This is a genomic window from Paenalcaligenes sp. DL 463, assembly GCF_057475185.1.
The window spans coordinates 1,436,158-1,453,420 of the sequence record NZ_JBYBKX010000001.1 but is presented as its reverse complement, the minus strand read 5'-3'; the positions used below and the strand labels follow the sequence as shown (position 1 = coordinate 1,453,420).

Below are 17,263 nucleotides of genomic sequence, written 5' to 3'. Positions count from 1 at the left end.
AGAGGGTATATGACAATAAAGCCTGAACACTTGAACGCCCTGGCTCAAGAGGACAAAGAAAAAGGTATTTACCGTTGCAGCCGAGAGGTATTTACGGACCCTGCCCTCTTCGATCTGGAAATGCAGCATATTTTCGAGGGCAATTGGATCTATCTGGCTCACGAAAGCCAAGTTGCAGAAAACAACGATTTCTTCAGCACCTCGATTGGACGGCAGCCCGTATTTATTACCCGCAATCGAGAGGGAGAGCTACACGCTTTCCTGAATGCCTGTACCCACAGAGGTGCCATGCTATGCCGTCACAAAAGCGGTAACCGCAGCTCGTTTACCTGTCCTTTTCACGGCTGGACTTTCAATAACTCGGGCCGTTTGCTGAAAGTTAAAGACCCTAAGGAAGCTGGATATCCCGATAGCTTTAACTGTGAAGGTTCCCACGATCTTAATAAGATCGCGAAGTTTGAATCCTATCGTGGGTTTCTTTTTGGTAGCCTGAGCGCCGACGTAAAGCCTCTGCAGGAACATTTAGGTGAAGCTGCAAAAATCATCGATATGATCGTTGATCAAAGCCCAGAAGGTTTAGAGGTACTACGCGGCTCATCCTCTTATGTGTACGAGGGTAATTGGAAGCTTGCAGCTGAAAACGGGGCTGATGGCTACCATGTCACAGCCGTACATTGGAACTACGCGGCGACACAAGGACAACGCAAACAACGCGAGGCTGGCGAAGAAGTGCGCACCATGAGCGCCGGCAACTGGGGCAAACAAGGCGGAGGCTTCTATTCGTTCGAACATGGCCATATGTTGTTATGGTCACGCTGGGCAAACCCTGAAGACCGCCCCACTTTTGAACGCCTTCCTGAGTTGAGCGCCGAGTTTGGCGAGGCCAAAGCCAATTGGATGGTAGAGAACTCACGCAACCTATGCGTCTACCCGAACCTCTACATCATGGATCAATTCAGCTCTCAGATCCGCATCACTCGTCCGCTATCCGTTAACAAAACCGAAGTCACCATCTACTGTATTGCGCCAAAAGGAGAGACGGCTGAGTCACGTCGTCAGCGTATCCGTCAGTACGAAGACTTTTTTAATGTCAGTGGAATGGCCACACCCGACGACTTAGAAGAATTCCGTTCGTGCCAACAAGGCGCCTCAGCCGGTCTGGGTTGGAACGATATGTCACGTGGTGCCAACCATTGGGTCAGCGGCCCCGATGATGCCGCAAGCGCTATCGACCTAAACCCATTACTGAGCGGTGTCTACACAGAAGATGAAGGTCTGTTTGTGCTGCAACATCAGTATTGGCAAGAAGCCTTAACTCACCGATTAACACAGACGCAAGACGCTGAGCCAAGCCTGCGAGAAAAGGAGACCGTATAAATGATTAGCTACGACCATGTACGAGATTTTCTCTATCAGGAAGCCCGCTTACTTGACGACAAACAATGGGATGACTGGCTTGCCTTATACCGTGAAGATGTCACATTCTGGATGCCTGCTTGGGATGATCGTGACCAGCTGATCGATAACCCAGAAACAGAAATCTCATTAATTTGGTATGGCAACCGAGGTGGGCTGGAAGATCGGGTTTTCAGGATTAAAACTGAACGCTCGAGTGCGACCATCCCAGACACACGCACATCGCACAATATCAGCAACATCGAAATTCTGTCTCAGGAAGATGGCCGCTGTGACGTCCGCTTCAACTGGCACACCTTAAGCTTTCGCTACAACCACACTGACAGTTATTTCGGTACCAGCTTTTACTCACTAGATACGACAGGTGCCCGGCCTCTGATTCACAACAAAAAAGTCGTTTTGAAAAACGACTACGTGCGTCAGGTTATCGATATCTATCACATCTAGGAGCGACCATGAACTATTCCATTGCACTTAATTTTGAAGACGGTGTTACCCGATTTATTGACGTTGCTGCCCACGAACTTTTGGCAGATGCTGCCTACCGCCAAGGCGTTAATATCCCGCTAGATTGTAGAGATGGCGCGTGTGGCACCTGTAAATGCAAGGTCGAGTCTGGACAGTACGATTTAGGCGATGACTACATCGACGAAGCCCTTAGCGAGGAAGAAGCCGAACAGGGGTTTGCACTCAGTTGTCAGTTACGCGCTGAAAGCCACTGCGTTATTAGCATTCCAGCTAGCTCTGAGGTCTGTAAAATTGCAGCCGCCAGTTTTAACGCAGAAGTGACTGAAATCAAGCCACTCAGTGCATCCACATTTTTATTGCGTCTACGTTCCCCCGAGTTTGAAACACTTAAATTTCTAAGTGGCCAGTACATTAACGTAGGGGTGCCCAATAGCACCGAGACTCGTTCGTACTCGTTCGCCTGCTTGGTGGACGATAGTCAATCCATCGAACTATTGATTAAGAATGTTCCCGATGGACTGATGAGCGAATATTTAGCAAACCATTGCCAGGTTGGTGATCAACTGACGCTAACTGGACCTTTTGGCAGTTTCTACCTACGCGATAACGATCGGCCTGTACTGATGCTAGCGGGCGGCACTGGATTGGCACCATTTTTAGCCATGTTAGATCAGTATCAGCAACAGCAACTCACTCAACCAACGCACCTTGTTTACGGCGTGAGCGCCGACGAAGATCTGGTTCATCTAGAAAGGCTTGAGCACTACGCTGCAGCACTCAGCAACTTTAGCTACACCACCTGTGTTGCCAACGAGCTCACGTCCCACCCCCGCTCTGGTTACGTTACCGAGCATCTGAACACCGACTTATGGAAAAGCCACGGCGAGTTTGATGCCTATTTGTGCGGACCACCTGCCATGGTCGATGCTGTGCAGCAATTCTTTACAGCACAATCCTTAGCACCTGCTAATTTTCATTATGAAAAATTCAATCCAGCCGCTATTCCTGCATAAGAGTACAGACTATGAATCCTCGTTTTACTAATCAGGTCGTTGTCGTTACGGGTGCAGCACAAGGCATAGGACGACGAGTGGCAGAAACTTTTGCAGCCGAAGGTGCTCAGGTCTGGGGCATAGACCGTTCTCCCATTGTTGAAGAACTGGAAGGTTTAACAGGCGTGGCGCATGCTCCCCAAACACGGCTGGCAGACTTGGAGCAAGCTAGCGAGGCAACTGCTGCTATGGATGCCATCGCCGCAGCTGCCGGCCGTATTGATGTTCTGGTCAATAACGTCGGGGGCACGATCTGGGCCAAACCATACGAACATTATCGTAGTGAAGAAATTCAAGCCGAAATTCAGCGTTCGTTATTCCCTACCCTGTGGTGCTGTCACGCCGTGCTGCCTCACATGCTTCAGGCAGAAAAAGGCGCGATCGTAAACGTGTCTTCCGTGGCAACACGAAGCCTGCATCGGGTACCGTACGCCGCCGCTAAAGGAGGCATCAACGCCCTGACGGCAAGTCTGGCTTTCGAAACAGCTCAACGCGGTATTCGTGTCAACGCCACCGCCCCGGGAGGCACCGAAGCCCCAACACGCCGCGTACCGAGAAATGAACAACCGTTATCAGGACAAGAGCAAGAGTGGTACCAAGCCATTGTGGATCAAACCATAGACACCAGCTTAATGAAGCGCTATGGAACACTGAATGAGCAAGTGGGCGCCATTTTGTTTTTAGCCTCCGAACATGCGTCATACATAACAGGCATCACCCTGCCCGTAGGGGGAGGTGATCTAGGGTAATTGAACGCTAGCAACATGATTAATCGCTACCCCTAGCTATGATTTTGTTCGGTTCCAAGGCACTATTTCTATAGTGAAAAAATGTCATATACCCGCTAAAGAGAAGCAAAGCAAGCTCACTACTTCGCTTTCCTCGCTTTAGCTTTGTTGGAATAACCTATGTCCCAAGCCACTATCGTATCTGTAACAACTCAAATCGTTGATTTGCCCACGATTCGCCCCCACCGTTTGGCCATGCACACCATGAATCGGCAAAGCGTTGTGCACATTACCATCCGTTGTAGTGATGAAATCGTAGGTCTAGGCGAAGCCACCACCATTGGTGGACTCGCTTATGGTGGGGAAAGCCCAGAGAGCATCAAGACAAATATTGATGCGCACTTCACCCCATTGATGATCGATCAAGCCGCTGATCGTGTGGGTGCACTGATGCACCGTTTACGTACCCATATCAAGTCCAATACCTTTGCATTTTCAGGCATTGAAACCGCACTGCTTGATGCTCAAGGCAAGCGACTTGGCGTTCCGGTTAGCGAACTTCTGGGTGGCCGCGTTCGCGACCGTCTGGAAGTCGCATGGACCTTGGCCAGCGGCGATACCGCGACCGACATCGCCGAAGCCGAGCGCATGTTAGAACAAAAACGTCATCGCATCTTCAAGTTAAAAATTGGTGCTAATGCGGTGAATACCGACTTAAAACACGTACTGAACATCAAAAAAGCGTTGGGCGACAGCGCAAGCGTACGCGTTGATGTTAATCAAGCGTGGGATGAATCCACCGCACTCTATGCCTGCCGAGTACTGGGTGAAAACGGTATTGACCTTATCGAACAGCCTATAGGCCGACAGTCTTTAGCTGCACAAGCCCGGCTGAATCTACGTTCTCCAGCAGCCATCATGGCGGACGAATCCATTGAAAGTGTCGAAGACGCTTACAACCTTGCCGCCGCCGAAGCGGCCTCGGTCTTTGCATTGAAAATCGCCAAAAACGGCGGCCCCAGCGCCATGTTACGTAGCGCCTCGATTGCCAGTGCCGCAGGCATTGCTCTCTATGGCGGCACCATGCTGGAAGGCACAGTCGGTACGGCAGCAACCGCACATGCTTGTTCTACCTTAAGCAAACTTACGTGGGGCACCGAGCTGTTCGGTCCTCTATTACTTAGCGATGATTTTGTCAGTACCCCCTTAGTTTACGAAAACTTTGAATTAATCGTGCCTAATGATCCTGGTTTAGGAGTGGAAATTGATGAAGACAAGCTAAACCACTACACCCGATCGCACACTTAACAGGAGTCGTTACCCATGCTTTTTCATGTACGAATGGATGTCAACATCCCACTGGACTACAACCCAGAAGAAGCCCAAAAACTGATCGCTGAGGAGAAAGCCTTAGCTCAGAAGTTGCAGGAAGAAGGTAAATGGCGCCATTTGTGGCGCATTGCCGGACAGTACTCAAATTACAGCGTATTTGATGTAGAGGACACCGCAGCACTACATGAGCTGCTTATGAGTCTGCCCTTGTATCGCTTCATGCGAATTGACGTCACTGCGATTTGTCGTCACCCCTCCTCTATTCACAGCGATGACCGCTAACTTGTTCAATCACCGTATCTAATGCGAGAAAAATTATGACTATACGTGTTTCACATACTCAAGAAGTACAAGATCTATTCAAAGACGCCAGCGGTTTTAACAACACAGATGGCGATGCGCGCACTAAAGAAGTTTTCTTCCGTGTACTCAACGATTTAGCAAAAATCGTGGAAGATTTAAACATCAGTGAAACAGAGTTTTGGAAAGCCATCGATTACTTGAACCGACTCGGCGCAAGCGGTGAGTTTGGCCTGTTAGTGGCTGGTTCAAGTTTTGAGCATTTCATGGATGTGTTGCAAGACGAGAAAGACAGACAAGCAAACCTACTCGGTGGCACACCCCGCACGATTGAAGGTCCGCTCTATGTCGCAGGCGCACCCGTCGCTCACGGTGAAGCTCGTATGGACGACGGCAAAGATGACACGACCATCATGTTCCTAGAGGGTGTGGTGCGCGATCCAGCCGGTCAACCCGTACCGAATGCTACCGTTGAGGTTTGGCATGCCAACTCTAAAGGTAATTACTCGTTCTTCGATCAAAGTCAGTCCGAGTACAACCTTCGTCGTCAAATCATTACTGACGAAAATGGTCGCTATCGCGCTCGCAGTATTGTGCCCGTGGGTTACGGCTGTCCGCCCGAAGGCCCTACTCAAGAAGCATTGAACCAGTTGGGTCGTCACGGTCAGCGCCCTGCTCATATTCACTTCTTCTTGCACGCAACAGGCTATCGCCACCTAACGACGCAGATCAACCTCGCTGGCGATAAGTACCTATGGGAAGACTTTGCTTATGCAACACGAGAAGGTTTAGTCGCCGACATCAACTTTATCGATGACGAAAGCAAGTGGGCAGAAAAAGGCGTAGACCGCCGCTACGCTGAAGTTAACTTTGACTTCCAACTTCAACTCTCTGCTAACGAAGCTGACGAGAATCGAAGCCAACGCCCCCGCGCGCTGCAGGACACAGACAGCTCTGTTACCTCCTAAAACAATAACGACTACTCCCGCTCTAAACGGGGGTAGTCGTATTGACTCACATTGAAAAACACTAAATACAGGGTAAATCTGATGGTTTTCCTTCATAGGGAAAGCGTACCTCTGTATACCGATACGGCTGAAAGTGCACAGTAACACCACTGCTTCTCGGTAATATCACAGCGTAACTGCTGGGCTCTACGGTTGACGTAGCAACCCCTTCATTTTTTACATCCAGCTCATGTTGGTGGTTGGTTCCGTTTACCGTATAAAACGGCAGCCCGTGCCACATGCCCGCTGCGCTTCGATGCACATGCCCGGCAAACAAATAGCACGTTTGTTCTGCTTGCTTAATGAAATTCACCACTGACTCATGGTTAGCCAGCTTTAACCAATCCATAGCAGGAAATTGCAAATCCGGAATGGGATGGTGCGAAAAAATCAGAACGGGCCCCTTCGCCGCTTTCAGTTGAGCATTTAACCACTGCAGGCGGGTCTCACATAAATGTCCGTTGGTATAGCCCGTCGCCAAGGTATCTAAATAAATAGCCGTGTACTCGCCTAACTGCTCAACACCTTGCACAAAGGCATCAGGTTTTAATGACTGCGTCTGGATATAGTCCGCAAACACATCACTGAACACCTCTCTGTCGTCATGATTTCCTAAAAGCAATCGATAAGGTATGGGCAAGAACTCGTCCAAACACTGACGTAAGCGCTGATAGGCTTGGCGATTACCATTGTGGGTGAGGTCGCCCGTCAACACGCATAACTCCGCATCTCCGTGATGAGTCAGTATGTGCTCAAGGCATGATTTTAACTGTTCAATCGGATCCATCCCGAACAACAACACATCAGGTGCCGTAATATGCAAATCTGAAATTTGTATGATTTTCATGACCTTAGCCACCTATTAACGTAGACCTGAATGTAAAAACGCTTGCATAAACTGCTTTTGAAACAGCAGAAACCCAATTAATAGCGGCAGCATGGTCAACAATGTAGCCGCACTAATCAGCGAAATACTGACCCCACTTTCAGGAGCACCAAACAACGACAAACCGACCGTTAGGGGGCGCGTGCTAACAGAGCTGCTGACCACCAACGGCCATAAAAAATTATTCCAATGCGTAGAGACTGACACTAAGGCATAGGCTAAGTAAACAGGCTTGGCCAGCGGGACATATACTTTCCACAACACAGCCAGCCGACCACACCCTTCGATACGTGCAGCGTCTTCAAGCTCGGTGGGTACTTGCTTAAAAGCTTGGCGCAATAAAAACACACCAAAAGCACTTGCCATATACGGCACACCCATACCCAGAACAGAATCACTCCAACCTAGACGAGAGACCATGGCATAGTTCTCGACGATCAAGACCTCTGGCAAAATAAATAACTGCAGTAATACCAAACTGAAAAGAATGCCTTTACCCCTGAACTGGAACCGCGCAAAAGCATAAGCGGCTAAGGTGCAAAGTACAAACTGCCCGATCAGAATACTACCGACTAAAAAAGTGGTATTTCGTATATAGACAAGCCATGGGGCGCTGCTCCAGGCTTTTTGCACATTATCCAAAGTCCACCCAGCACTCATATCCAAATTAAATACGGCCGCTGGGTCGCGAAAGGCCGTCCAAACTGCATAAAGCAGCGGAGCCACCCATAACAACGCTAAAGCGTAGGCTCCAATGTGATCAAGATTAGGACGAGGACAACGGCGGAATGCGGTTGCAGCAGACACGACTAATAAACGCATGATAAAGGCCTATTGATAATGCACCCGCTTTTCAGCGTAGCTAAATTTAAACACCGCAATCCCCGCTAATACCAATAACAGCATCACCGTTAGCACTGCCGCACTGGGCGTATCCATGTAAGCAAACGCATTCTCCCAAATCCAATACAGCAACAACTTTGATGAGTTATTAGGCCCACCCTTGGTTAAGATGAACAAATGGTCGATAAGCTTCACCGAGTTAATCAACGCATTAATCAATATAAACAGAGTGGTGGGAGCCAGTAACGGCAACAACACACGACGTCCATACTGCCAGCGACTCGCGCCTTCAAGTCGCGCCGCATCTCGCAGCTCAGGCGAAACCGTCTGTAAAGCCGCCAAATAGAACACCATAAAAAAGCCGGCTTCCTTCCAGATGGTCACCACAATCACAGCCCCTAAAGCCGTTTGCGGTTGTCCTAGCCAATTGGTTGGAGAGGCGCCAAACAAGCCTAAGACCTGATCAAGCAACCCCAAATTTGGGGTATAGAAAAACAACCACAAGTTAGCAGCCGCTATCATCGGTAGCATCGTGGGGGTAAAGTAAGCGCACCGTACCCAACCCCTCATGTGCATCGCTTGATTCGCCCATAAAGCCATCAGTAGCGCTAACAACATTGAGACAGGAATAGTGATCGCGGCGTACCAAAGGTTATTCTTAGCGATTACCCAAAAAGCCGGATCCGCCATCACCGCACTATAGTTATCCAGCCCTACAAATACGGATGGACGTCGGGCTGTTCCTTTACTGAACAAGCTCGACCACACCGTGTGTACCGTAGGAATAAATGCAAACAAGCTAAGCAAGACAAACGCTGGCATTAACAGCAAGTAGGCATACAGAGACTCACGGTTAACGCCGCGGTGTGGTCTAGACATGGTTACTAGCCTCGCGCTGATTAGTTAAACGGACGCAACAAACGCTCAGCGGCTTGTTGCGCATCGTTTAACGCTGCCTCTGGCGTGGCAGACCCCGTTAGTACGGCCTGTACCGCGTTAGAAACCAGCTCACGTACACGTGCGGTTTCATACGTGGCAAACTCTGGAGACGCCACTGCTAACTGATCTTTTGCAACCAGAGCTTGCGGAAACTCTTCAGCGTAAGCGATCAACGCTTCAGTTTCATAAGCTGCCGGACTGGTGCCTACATAGCCCGTAGCCATGGACCATTCGGCAGCACGCTCAGGCGCAGTAACCCATTTAACAAAGCTCAGTGCAGCTTGCTTTTGCTCATCAGTAGCACCGCTAAACAAATAGAAGTTTCCACCTCCAGTCGGCGATGCGGGCTCTTTCTTGGCAGGAAGCATAGCCACACCAAAATCAAACTCAGCTTCATCCCTGACGGCTGTCAGATTACCTGTGGTGTGCCACATCATCGCGGTCTGCCCTTGCACAAAAGCTTGGCGTAATGTTCCCCACTCGATAGTGCCTTTGGGACTGACTTCATGTTTATCCGCCAAATCGCGGAAGAAGGTAAGCGCTTCAATCGCCTCTGGTGTATTCAAATAGACTTCCGTTCCATCCTCGTTCATCAGTTGCTGACCATTTTGCAGAGCCAAGGCTTGAAACATCCAATAAGGGTAGCCCGTCGATGGAATCATTAAGCCGTGACGATCTTCTGTTTTCAACGTTTTCGCCGCTTCAACCATTTCATCCCATGTGGTGGGCGCCTGCTCTGGATCTAAACCAGCCGCTTTGAACATATCTTTGTTGTAAAACATCACAATCGTCGAGCGCTGAAAAGGAATGCCCCAGACCTTTCCTTCCAACGTGCCATTTGCCATCAGCGCGGGGTAGAAGCTCTCTATCCATTGACGAGACTCTTCAGTGTTGGCAATGTCACTGAATGACTCCACTAGACCTTGCTCAACTAAATCATGCGTATCCAAAGCACCCAATACGGAAAGCTGAACGGGCTCTCCAGCACGTAGCGCCGATAGTGCTCTGACACGCGTTTCATCATAGTTACCCGAATACACCGCCTTAACGGTGATGTCCGGATGCTCGGACTCAAATTCGCTGATAAAACCATCAACCACTTCCGTCAATGATCCGCCCACTGCAATGGGGTAATACATCGTTAGCTCAGTATTGGCATAAGCATTGGCGCCAAAGGCAAAGCTCAGAGAAGTCGCAAGTAGAAGTTTTTTAAACATGGGTGTAGCCCCTTAATTCATGAATAGTTCTGTCGTGGTAAAACGGCTTAATTAACAAGGGGAGCATCCTCAAGACGCCCGCCCGTATGTGTATCGAAGTAGTAGGCATGTTCAGAAGCCCAACCCATACCGTAGTGTTGGCCCACCGTGTACTGGTCTGCGGCCGAGGCGCGAACAATTAACTTCTGCTGATTGCGCAATCGCACGTATACGTAGGATTCCGCACCTTGAAACTCTTGATGCTCGATTAGTGCAGGGATAGCATCGTCTTGTTCGGGGCCCAAGCGCAAGTTCTCCGAACGCACACCAATGCTGACTGAATGAGGTTGATTAAACCCTTTTCGAGTACGCCACAACCCACTTGGCACCACATCACTATGAATCAACATCATCGGCGGGCTGCCTATAAACTCAGCGCTAAACACACCGTTGGGTTGTTCATACAACTCGCGCGCACTGCCCTGTTGAGCAATTTCGCCCTCGCGTAGCAACACCACTTGATCGGCCATGCCCATGGCTTCGGTTTGATCGTGTGTGACGTAAACCACCGTAAGCCCCAAGCGCTGTTGTAAATCTCGAATCTCATGACGCACGGAATGTCTTAGCTTGGCATCCAAGTTGGATAACGGCTCGTCCATCAGGCAAATATCGTGGCCCGAGACAATACTGCGAGCCAATGCCACACGTTGTCGCTGCCCCCCTGACAATTGCCCGGGCTTACGATCACATAAAGCTTCTAAGTTAGTAAGGCGTAAGGCCTCGGCAAGTTGAGCCTTCTGTTCAGTTTTAGGCCTACGACGCACCTGCAACCCAAACAAAATATTGTCTCGAACCGACAAATGCGGAAAAAGCGCATAAGACTGAAACACCATCGAAAGTTGCCGCTTAGCTGGCTCTAACGCCGTGGCATCCGTTCCGTTAATCAGCACTTGCCCCGCATCCGGTTTTTCTAAGCCGGCAATCATCCGTAACAATGTGGACTTACCGCATCCAGAGGGGCCAAGCAATGCCGTAAATTGCCCCTTTTTAATGCGCAAGCTGACATCTTTGATCACGTGTTGCTCGCCCCATGATTTCTGCAGATGGCGCAGTTCGATCGCAATGTCACTCATACCCTTACCTCAGACGCAACGAACACTTGAACTCGCTCGGGAATCAGCGCCCGAAAAGCAGGCGCTATTTCTCTATCCGTAACCAAAACATCCACATCGACTAACGACCCACTACGCACTGGCGCTAAGCGTCCAAATTTAGAATGATCCAATACCAGAATGCGTTGTCTGCAGTTACTCCGTAAGGCGCGATGACAATTGGCTTCATCCATATCGAAATCCAGAAGCGCTCCATCGGTATCCAGCCCTCCGACCCCAGAAATACCAAAATCGGCCTTAAAATCGGAGAACAGTTGTACCGCTTCAGCGCCTAGTATTTCTGGATTCGGTTGTCGTATCTGACCTCCGGGCAAAACCACGTTATTACTCATGTTCTGCGTTAATGCCAGCGCTGCACATAAGTTATTGGTCACCACCGTCAAATCGTTATGATCTGCTAAGGCCATTGCCACCTGCTCTGGCGTCGTACCAAAACCAATCAATAGGCTCGCCCCTGACGGAATCAACCCCGCCACCACCGCCGCAATCTGCTCTTTCGCTTTCAAGCGCGATATACGTCGAGCATAAAAAGATTCGTTCTGTGGACGTGAGATGGGCTCCGCGCCCCCATGACGACGTTTCAGTAAATTCGCTTCATACAAATGGTTTAAGTCACGACGTATCGTTTGCGGCGTGACACCGAAATGAGTCGCCAAGGTATCGACGGATACGACTCCCTTGGCGTGTAGTAGCGAGACGATGCCGTCTTGCCGTGCAGATAGGTTCATGTAAACACTCTTGATATTCATTCGAACAAAAAGGAGTGTAGAAAACCTGCGTTACACCACCGTTACGCGCAGATGACGTCTAAATGACAAGTCACGATTGATCAAATGAACATCGGTTGCGTATGAACGAAAAAAACCCGCTACAGTAGCGGGTAAAGGGTGTTGCTCCATCAAAGGAGACCTCAAAAGAGACGAACTGCAGTAATGATGTATCAGTGCAGCGAGAAAGCTCGCGTCATTACATAGAGCCGACCATGTCTTCAACTTGCTGGCGCAGTTGGGGGTCTTGCTGCACAGCAACGCTAATACCGTTATATTCCTGAACGCTCATGCCCGTTCCTTCCACTTCACTGACCATTTTGGAGTCAGCCTCTGAAAGAATCTGCTGGCGCGCATTATCATCTTGTGCACCTTCCAACTTAGGCTGATACTCAGCTACAACGTCGGACACGCGCTTCGCTGCTTTTGCGTAATTGTTCAATTGCGTCGAATCAGGTTGTATTGCCTGTGGCGTGGCTGCTGGCGCAGCAGGAGCCGTTTGTGCGATAGCGACAGGTGCGCTCAAACCTAAAGAAACCACCGCCGCGCTTAAAAATGCTTTAACAGATAAATTCATACACTAACTCTCCTAATCGTGATCGTTAATGAGTTCATCATGCTTGGAAGCCCCACCCGCTTCAAGTTTCATTGTGTGAGTTCGTGTGTCTAGTCTACGAAACCCCAAACACTGATCTCTATCCATAAATGCACGTGGATTCTATCGTTGTGTCCTGCTCCTCAATAACCCCTCAGCCCTTAAAGCAAGGTGATGGCTTTACTCAAATGCAGGTGAAAGAAACCTAAACCCTGACACAACGGTGTGCCACTTCCAGCTATACAATCACAACGCAATATTGTACAACTCGTAGCATGGCATGTAGGTTTAGTAATATGTAGAAACCACAGATTCCCGCCCTTTTCTCTAAAAACAATTAACCCATGAATTCGTCACACCTTGGACGCTTGGTCACAACAAAAATGCCCTTTGGTAAATACCAAGACCGCCTTATCGCAGATCTTCCCGGTCACTATCTAGGATGGTTTGCGCAAAACGGCTTCCCCAAAGGCAACCTAGGGGAACTGTTAGCGCTAATGTATGAGCTAGACCATAACGATCTTCGACATCTGCTGGACCCTTTACGTCTCACAGCCTCGTCTTAGCCCACCCTTCCATCGCTTTATGTGACTACAACCTTCTCATGCCCGAATCTTCGTCTACCACCAAGACCGATTACCCCAAGCCCTGGTTTCAACTTTCTCACCTAAACTCAGGCTTTATTGCCGTGCTCGTCGGCTACACAAGCTCGGTCGCCATTGTCTTTCAAGCGGCACTTGCCGCCGGTGCCACCCCCGAACAACTTAACTCCTGGATGTGGGCACTAGGAATAGGCATGGGTTTAAGCTGCATTATTCCCTCGCTAATTTTTAAGGCGCCCGTACTCACGGCGTGGTCAACTCCCGGTGCAGCGCTGCTAGCAACAAGCTTGCAAGGCTTAAGCATGGGCGAAGCCATCGGTACCTTCATTTTCTGCTCAGCGTTAATTACGGTAGCAGGCATGACGGGCGCCTTTCAAAAAATCATGCAATGGGTGCCTCGGCATATTGCAGCGGCAATGCTCGCGGGCATCCTATTAAATTTCGGCATCGGTCTTTTCACCGCCATGCAAACCGAATGGTTAATGAGCTTAAGCATGCTAGCCGCATTTTTATTAAGCCGCGTCTTTGCCCCACGCTATGCCGTCGTCGTAGCACTACTCGTGGGAGTTCTCTATGCATTGCTAAACCAACAGCTTCATTTGAGTCAACTTAACTGGACTCCCGCCGTACCGATTTTCATGGCCCCAGAATTGAACATCAGTGCGTTGCTAGGAGTAGGAATTCCATTATTTATGGTGACGATGACCTCGCAGAATGTGCCTGGGCTAGCGGTATTACGCGCAAATGGCTACCAAACGCCTGCTACACCCCTTATCGCCGGATCAGGCGTATTTGGTATGCTTCTTGCCCCATTTGGAGGCTTCTCTTTTAATTTGGCTGCTATCACCGCAGCCCTATGCATGAGTCCCGATGCGGACCCCGATCCCACTCAGCGCTACAAGGCGGCAGTTTGGGCCGGCGTATTTTATTTATTAACAGGAATATTCGGGGCGACAGTCGTCGCGTTGTTTACGGCTTTTCCCGTCGAACTCATCGCCGCCATAGCAGGCATCGCCTTGCTCGGCACGATTGCCAACTCGTTGCACACAGCTATCGGCGACCACGACGGCCGCGAAGCGGCACTCGTCACGTTTTTATGCACCGCATCAGGCCTTTCCTTACTCTCTATCGGAAGCGCCTTCTGGGGACTCGTATTGGGCATGTTGGTGCACAGCTTAAGACAATGGCAGCAGCGTTAAGCAACGCTTTGTCACTCAATGTAGGTGCTCATCGTGTCACGCTAAAGTCTCGAACTGTGACGTTAGGAGAACCCTCATGCCAGCCGTATCTAAAGCTCAACAAAAGGCCTCCGGAATGGCCCTTGCAGCAAAACGCAAAGAAATTAAGGTTAGCGAATTAGAAGGTGCCGCAAAAGACATGTATGACTCGATGACGAAAAAAGAGTTAGAGGACGTTGCCTCAACCTCTCATGAAAACCTGCCCGAGCACAAAGACTAGCTAACTTATGCTTCTTAACTGAACGTTTTTTTCTTGTAACGCTTCACGTATAGCAGCGGCAAAAGCAGGCGCATTGGGATTGTCACCGTGAATGCATAAGGTATCCGCATGGATCGCGACCTCTTGCCCTTGCGGTGTCTGCACAACCGACTCTGTGACCATTCGTATGACTTGATTGATCGCGGCATCAATATCCACGATTAAGGCATCAGGCTGCGTACGTGGAGTGAGCATACCGTTGGCTTGGTAACTACGGTCAGCAAAGACTTCCTCGGCCACCCTTAGGCCGATACGACGACCAGCCTGCACTTGCTGACTTCCAGCTAGGGCATACAGTAGCAACTGTGCATCGACATCGTACACAGCTTGCGCTATTGCCCGAGCATAGTGAAGGGATTGCGCTGCCAGATTATATAAAGCACCATGTGCCTTTACATGACTAAGCATTCCCCCCTGAGAAGTCACCACTGCCTGTAACGCACCAATTTGCACCACAACAATATCGTAGACTTCTTCGGCGCTAATCGCCATTTCTCGTCTACCAAACCCCGCTAAGTCAGGTAACGAGGGATGGGCGCCTATTGCCACCCCATGCTGAAGAGCGGAAGCCACAGTACGGCGCATAACCGAAGGGTCGCCCGCATGAAAACCACATGCGATATTGGCTGAGGTAATCAACGGCAATAAGGCCTCGTCATTACCCATTGTCCATGCACCGTAACTTTCACCTAAGTCTGCATTTAGGTCTAACACCAAGCTCATTTGTTCGCCCTTTATTCATCAATCACGACAAAGCAAATAAGCCCAGTGTACAAGTAAAAAGCAATGACTTTAAATTGCCCAGCCACCCAAGTAGAAAATAGCTAATGAGACGGCAATGGCCACCGTTCCAACGTTTAGTTTCTTGATTTCACCGGATACAACACGGCCAATAACCAAGCTACAAAAGCCAATCATAATGCCTGTAACGATATTGCAAGTCAGCACAATGAAAACGGCACAGACCATTCCCGCTAGGGCATCGACCCTGTCGTCTAAGTTAAGCTGCGTCACGTTACTTAACATCAGCAGACCAACATACATCAGCGCTGGCGCCGTGGCGTAACTTGGTACTAATGCGGCTAAAGGTGAAAAGAACACCATTAATAAAAATAGTGAACCCACAACCACGGTTGATAAGCCGGTACGCGCACCTGCCGCTACACCCGCCGCCGATTCAATATAAGCCGCGGCAGGCGAACCACCTAAGGTAGCCGATACCATGGACATGGTTGAGTCAGTGGTTAAGGCTTTCTCACCATTGATAATTTGCCCGTCAGCATCTAATTGTTTAGCCTGAGCTGCCACAGCACGTATCGTACCGGTAGCATCAAACACAGCGGTCATCACCAAGGCCAAGACACTGGGGAGAACCAAGAGATTCAACGCCCCCATAATATCTATTTCTTGTACTCCAGTGGTGAGCTTATCTAAGGAAGGTATTGCCGCTACGCCACTGTATTTCACAGCAGGATCAAAGATCACCCCAATGACTGACAACGCAATAATAACCAGCAGAATTCCACCTGGCACACCTCGGCGCTCAAGACCAAAAATCACTGCCAAGCCCACCAAACTGAGTATGGCAGGAAGCGAACCAATCTCGCCCAAGGTAACAGGCAGTCCTGGCCCCGGGTTTTTAATCACTAAACCAATACTATTGACGGCAATCAAGAACAAAAATAGACCTATACCTATACCTGTTCCTTGTGCAACGCCAGCGGGTAAATTACGTAAAATCCAACGTCTCACACCAGTAGCGGAAATCAACGTAAAAATCACACCCATTAAGAAAATGGCGCCCAATGCGACACCAATACTAAGACCCTGTCCTAACACAAGGTCAAACGCGGTAAACGCAGTCAGGGATAAGGCACATCCCACTGCAATGGGTAGTTTTGCCCAAAAACCCATAACCAAAGAACCGATGGCGCTTGTTAAACAGACTGCCAAGAAAACGGAACCCGTATCAAAACCCGCCTGCCCCAGCATGCCGGGCACCACAAAAACCGAGTACACCATCGCTAAAAAGGTGGTTAAGCCCCCTACTACCTCTTGGCGTACGGAACTACCGTTTTCTGCGAGTTTAAAATAATTTTGTAACCATGCACCGGATGTGCCTTCCTTCGAAGGGTATGCCGGTGTTTCGACTTGAGCGTTGGACATTATGCCGTCTCCGTGATGCGTTTATTTATTCAAGTCTCTTCAAAGACGCTTTGAATAACCAAGCCCTTACGTCAGGGCTCAAAACACAATTCGTATGTAAAAAAGTGGATGTGTGCATATTGTAAAAACACCACTCAATTTATTTTTTGATTGTTAATGATGAGGGTTATCAAGCAGGAATGATAAATAACAGGCAAAAAAAAAGCTTCCTTAATCATAAGAAAGCGCTAAGCAGTTGATTAAAAACAATTATTAAACTTTAAGCTTTTGATAAAACCGTGGAATAGCTCGAAAAAA

The 17,263-nt window shown here is 49.3% G+C and carries 19 protein-coding genes; 10 read left to right on the top strand and 9 right to left on the bottom strand.

Annotation, left to right across the window (positions count from 1 at the left end; translation table 11 throughout):
• Positions 1–9: 9 nt before the first annotated feature.
• From benA to catA, 7 genes are all read left to right on the top strand, one after another.
• Positions 10–1,377, top strand: coding sequence for a benzoate 1,2-dioxygenase large subunit (benA, locus tag AC2UZI_RS06755; RefSeq protein WP_486943043.1), 1,368 nt, complete (start codon positions 10–12; stop codon positions 1,375–1,377).
• Positions 1,378–1,863: a benzoate 1,2-dioxygenase small subunit gene (gene benB / locus AC2UZI_RS06750; RefSeq protein ID WP_486943042.1), complete on the top strand. Its 486-nt coding sequence runs from the start codon at positions 1,378–1,380 to the stop codon at positions 1,861–1,863. It abuts the gene before it with no gap.
• 8 nt (positions 1,864–1,871) lie between these two features.
• Positions 1,872–2,897 (top strand): benzoate 1,2-dioxygenase electron transfer component BenC, encoded by a 1,026-nt coding sequence (benC, locus tag AC2UZI_RS06745; protein ID WP_486943041.1) that lies wholly within the window; start codon positions 1,872–1,874, stop codon positions 2,895–2,897.
• Between the two features lie 11 nt (positions 2,898–2,908).
• The gene (locus AC2UZI_RS06740; protein WP_486943040.1) at positions 2,909–3,685 is read left to right on the top strand and encodes a 1,6-dihydroxycyclohexa-2,4-diene-1-carboxylate dehydrogenase; all 777 of its coding nucleotides are present in this window, start codon (positions 2,909–2,911) and stop codon (positions 3,683–3,685) included.
• Between the two features lie 159 nt (positions 3,686–3,844).
• Entirely contained in the window at positions 3,845–4,972 is a 1,128-nt protein-coding gene (locus AC2UZI_RS06735) for a muconate cycloisomerase family protein (protein ID WP_486943039.1), read from the top strand.
• A gap of 15 nt (positions 4,973–4,987) precedes the next feature.
• Positions 4,988–5,278: a muconolactone Delta-isomerase gene (catC, locus tag AC2UZI_RS06730; RefSeq protein WP_486943038.1), complete on the top strand. Its 291-nt coding sequence runs from the start codon at positions 4,988–4,990 to the stop codon at positions 5,276–5,278.
• A 35-nt stretch (positions 5,279–5,313) separates the two neighbouring features.
• Complete coding sequence (catA, locus tag AC2UZI_RS06725; RefSeq protein WP_486943037.1) at positions 5,314–6,264, top strand: catechol 1,2-dioxygenase; 951 nt, start codon at positions 5,314–5,316, stop codon at positions 6,262–6,264.
• Between the two features lie 61 nt (positions 6,265–6,325).
• On the opposite strand, the gene AC2UZI_RS06720 is transcribed toward catA, so the two are convergent.
• The 7 genes from AC2UZI_RS06720 to AC2UZI_RS06690 all read right to left on the bottom strand — a co-directional run bounded on the left by AC2UZI_RS06720 (position 6,326) and on the right by AC2UZI_RS06690 (position 12,683).
• Positions 6,326–7,150, bottom strand: coding sequence for a metallophosphoesterase (locus AC2UZI_RS06720; protein WP_486943036.1), 825 nt, complete (start codon positions 7,148–7,150; stop codon positions 6,326–6,328).
• A 15-nt stretch (positions 7,151–7,165) separates the two neighbouring features.
• Complete coding sequence (locus AC2UZI_RS06715) at positions 7,166–8,011, bottom strand: carbohydrate ABC transporter permease (RefSeq protein ID WP_486943035.1); 846 nt, start codon at positions 8,009–8,011, stop codon at positions 7,166–7,168.
• 9 nt (positions 8,012–8,020) lie between these two features.
• Complete coding sequence (locus tag AC2UZI_RS06710) at positions 8,021–8,911, bottom strand: carbohydrate ABC transporter permease (RefSeq protein WP_486943034.1); 891 nt, start codon at positions 8,909–8,911, stop codon at positions 8,021–8,023.
• Positions 8,912–8,931: 20 nt separating this feature from the next.
• On the bottom strand, positions 8,932–10,188 hold the full coding sequence (locus tag AC2UZI_RS06705) for an ABC transporter substrate-binding protein (RefSeq protein WP_486943033.1): 1,257 nt from the start codon (positions 10,186–10,188) through the stop codon (positions 8,932–8,934).
• A gap of 47 nt (positions 10,189–10,235) precedes the next feature.
• Positions 10,236–11,300 carry an ABC transporter ATP-binding protein gene (locus AC2UZI_RS06700; RefSeq protein ID WP_486943032.1) on the bottom strand — a complete coding sequence of 355 codons (1,065 nt, stop codon included), beginning with the start codon at positions 11,298–11,300 and terminating at the stop codon, positions 10,236–10,238.
• Positions 11,297–12,067, bottom strand: coding sequence for a DeoR/GlpR family DNA-binding transcription regulator (locus AC2UZI_RS06695; protein WP_486943031.1), 771 nt, complete (start codon positions 12,065–12,067; stop codon positions 11,297–11,299). The genes AC2UZI_RS06700 and AC2UZI_RS06695 overlap by 4 nt, the downstream gene beginning before the upstream one ends.
• 238 nt (positions 12,068–12,305) lie before the next feature.
• Complete coding sequence (locus tag AC2UZI_RS06690) at positions 12,306–12,683, bottom strand: DUF4168 domain-containing protein (RefSeq protein WP_486943030.1); 378 nt, start codon at positions 12,681–12,683, stop codon at positions 12,306–12,308.
• 362 nt (positions 12,684–13,045) lie between these two features.
• On the opposite strand from AC2UZI_RS06690, the gene AC2UZI_RS06685 reads away from it, so the two are divergent.
• The 3 genes from AC2UZI_RS06685 to AC2UZI_RS06675 all read left to right on the top strand — a co-directional run bounded on the left by AC2UZI_RS06685 (position 13,046) and on the right by AC2UZI_RS06675 (position 14,761).
• Positions 13,046–13,267 carry a DUF3820 family protein gene (locus AC2UZI_RS06685; protein ID WP_486943029.1) on the top strand — a complete coding sequence of 74 codons (222 nt, stop codon included), beginning with the start codon at positions 13,046–13,048 and terminating at the stop codon, positions 13,265–13,267.
• Between the two features lie 38 nt (positions 13,268–13,305).
• Positions 13,306–14,502, top strand: a complete 1,197-nt coding sequence (locus AC2UZI_RS06680) for a benzoate/H(+) symporter BenE family transporter (RefSeq protein ID WP_486943028.1) — start codon at positions 13,306–13,308, stop codon at positions 14,500–14,502.
• Positions 14,503–14,578: 76 nt separating this feature from the next.
• Complete coding sequence (locus AC2UZI_RS06675; RefSeq protein WP_486943027.1) at positions 14,579–14,761, top strand: DUF3008 family protein; 183 nt, start codon at positions 14,579–14,581, stop codon at positions 14,759–14,761.
• Here AC2UZI_RS06675 and AC2UZI_RS06670 read toward each other — a convergent pair whose 3' ends face one another.
• Both AC2UZI_RS06670 and AC2UZI_RS06665 read right to left on the bottom strand, forming a co-directional pair.
• Positions 14,762–15,523, bottom strand: coding sequence for a LamB/YcsF family protein (locus AC2UZI_RS06670; RefSeq protein ID WP_486943026.1), 762 nt, complete (start codon positions 15,521–15,523; stop codon positions 14,762–14,764).
• Between the two features lie 69 nt (positions 15,524–15,592).
• Entirely contained in the window at positions 15,593–16,966 is a 1,374-nt protein-coding gene (locus tag AC2UZI_RS06665) for an NCS2 family permease (RefSeq protein ID WP_486943025.1), read from the bottom strand.
• Positions 16,967–17,263: the final 297 nt, after the last annotated feature.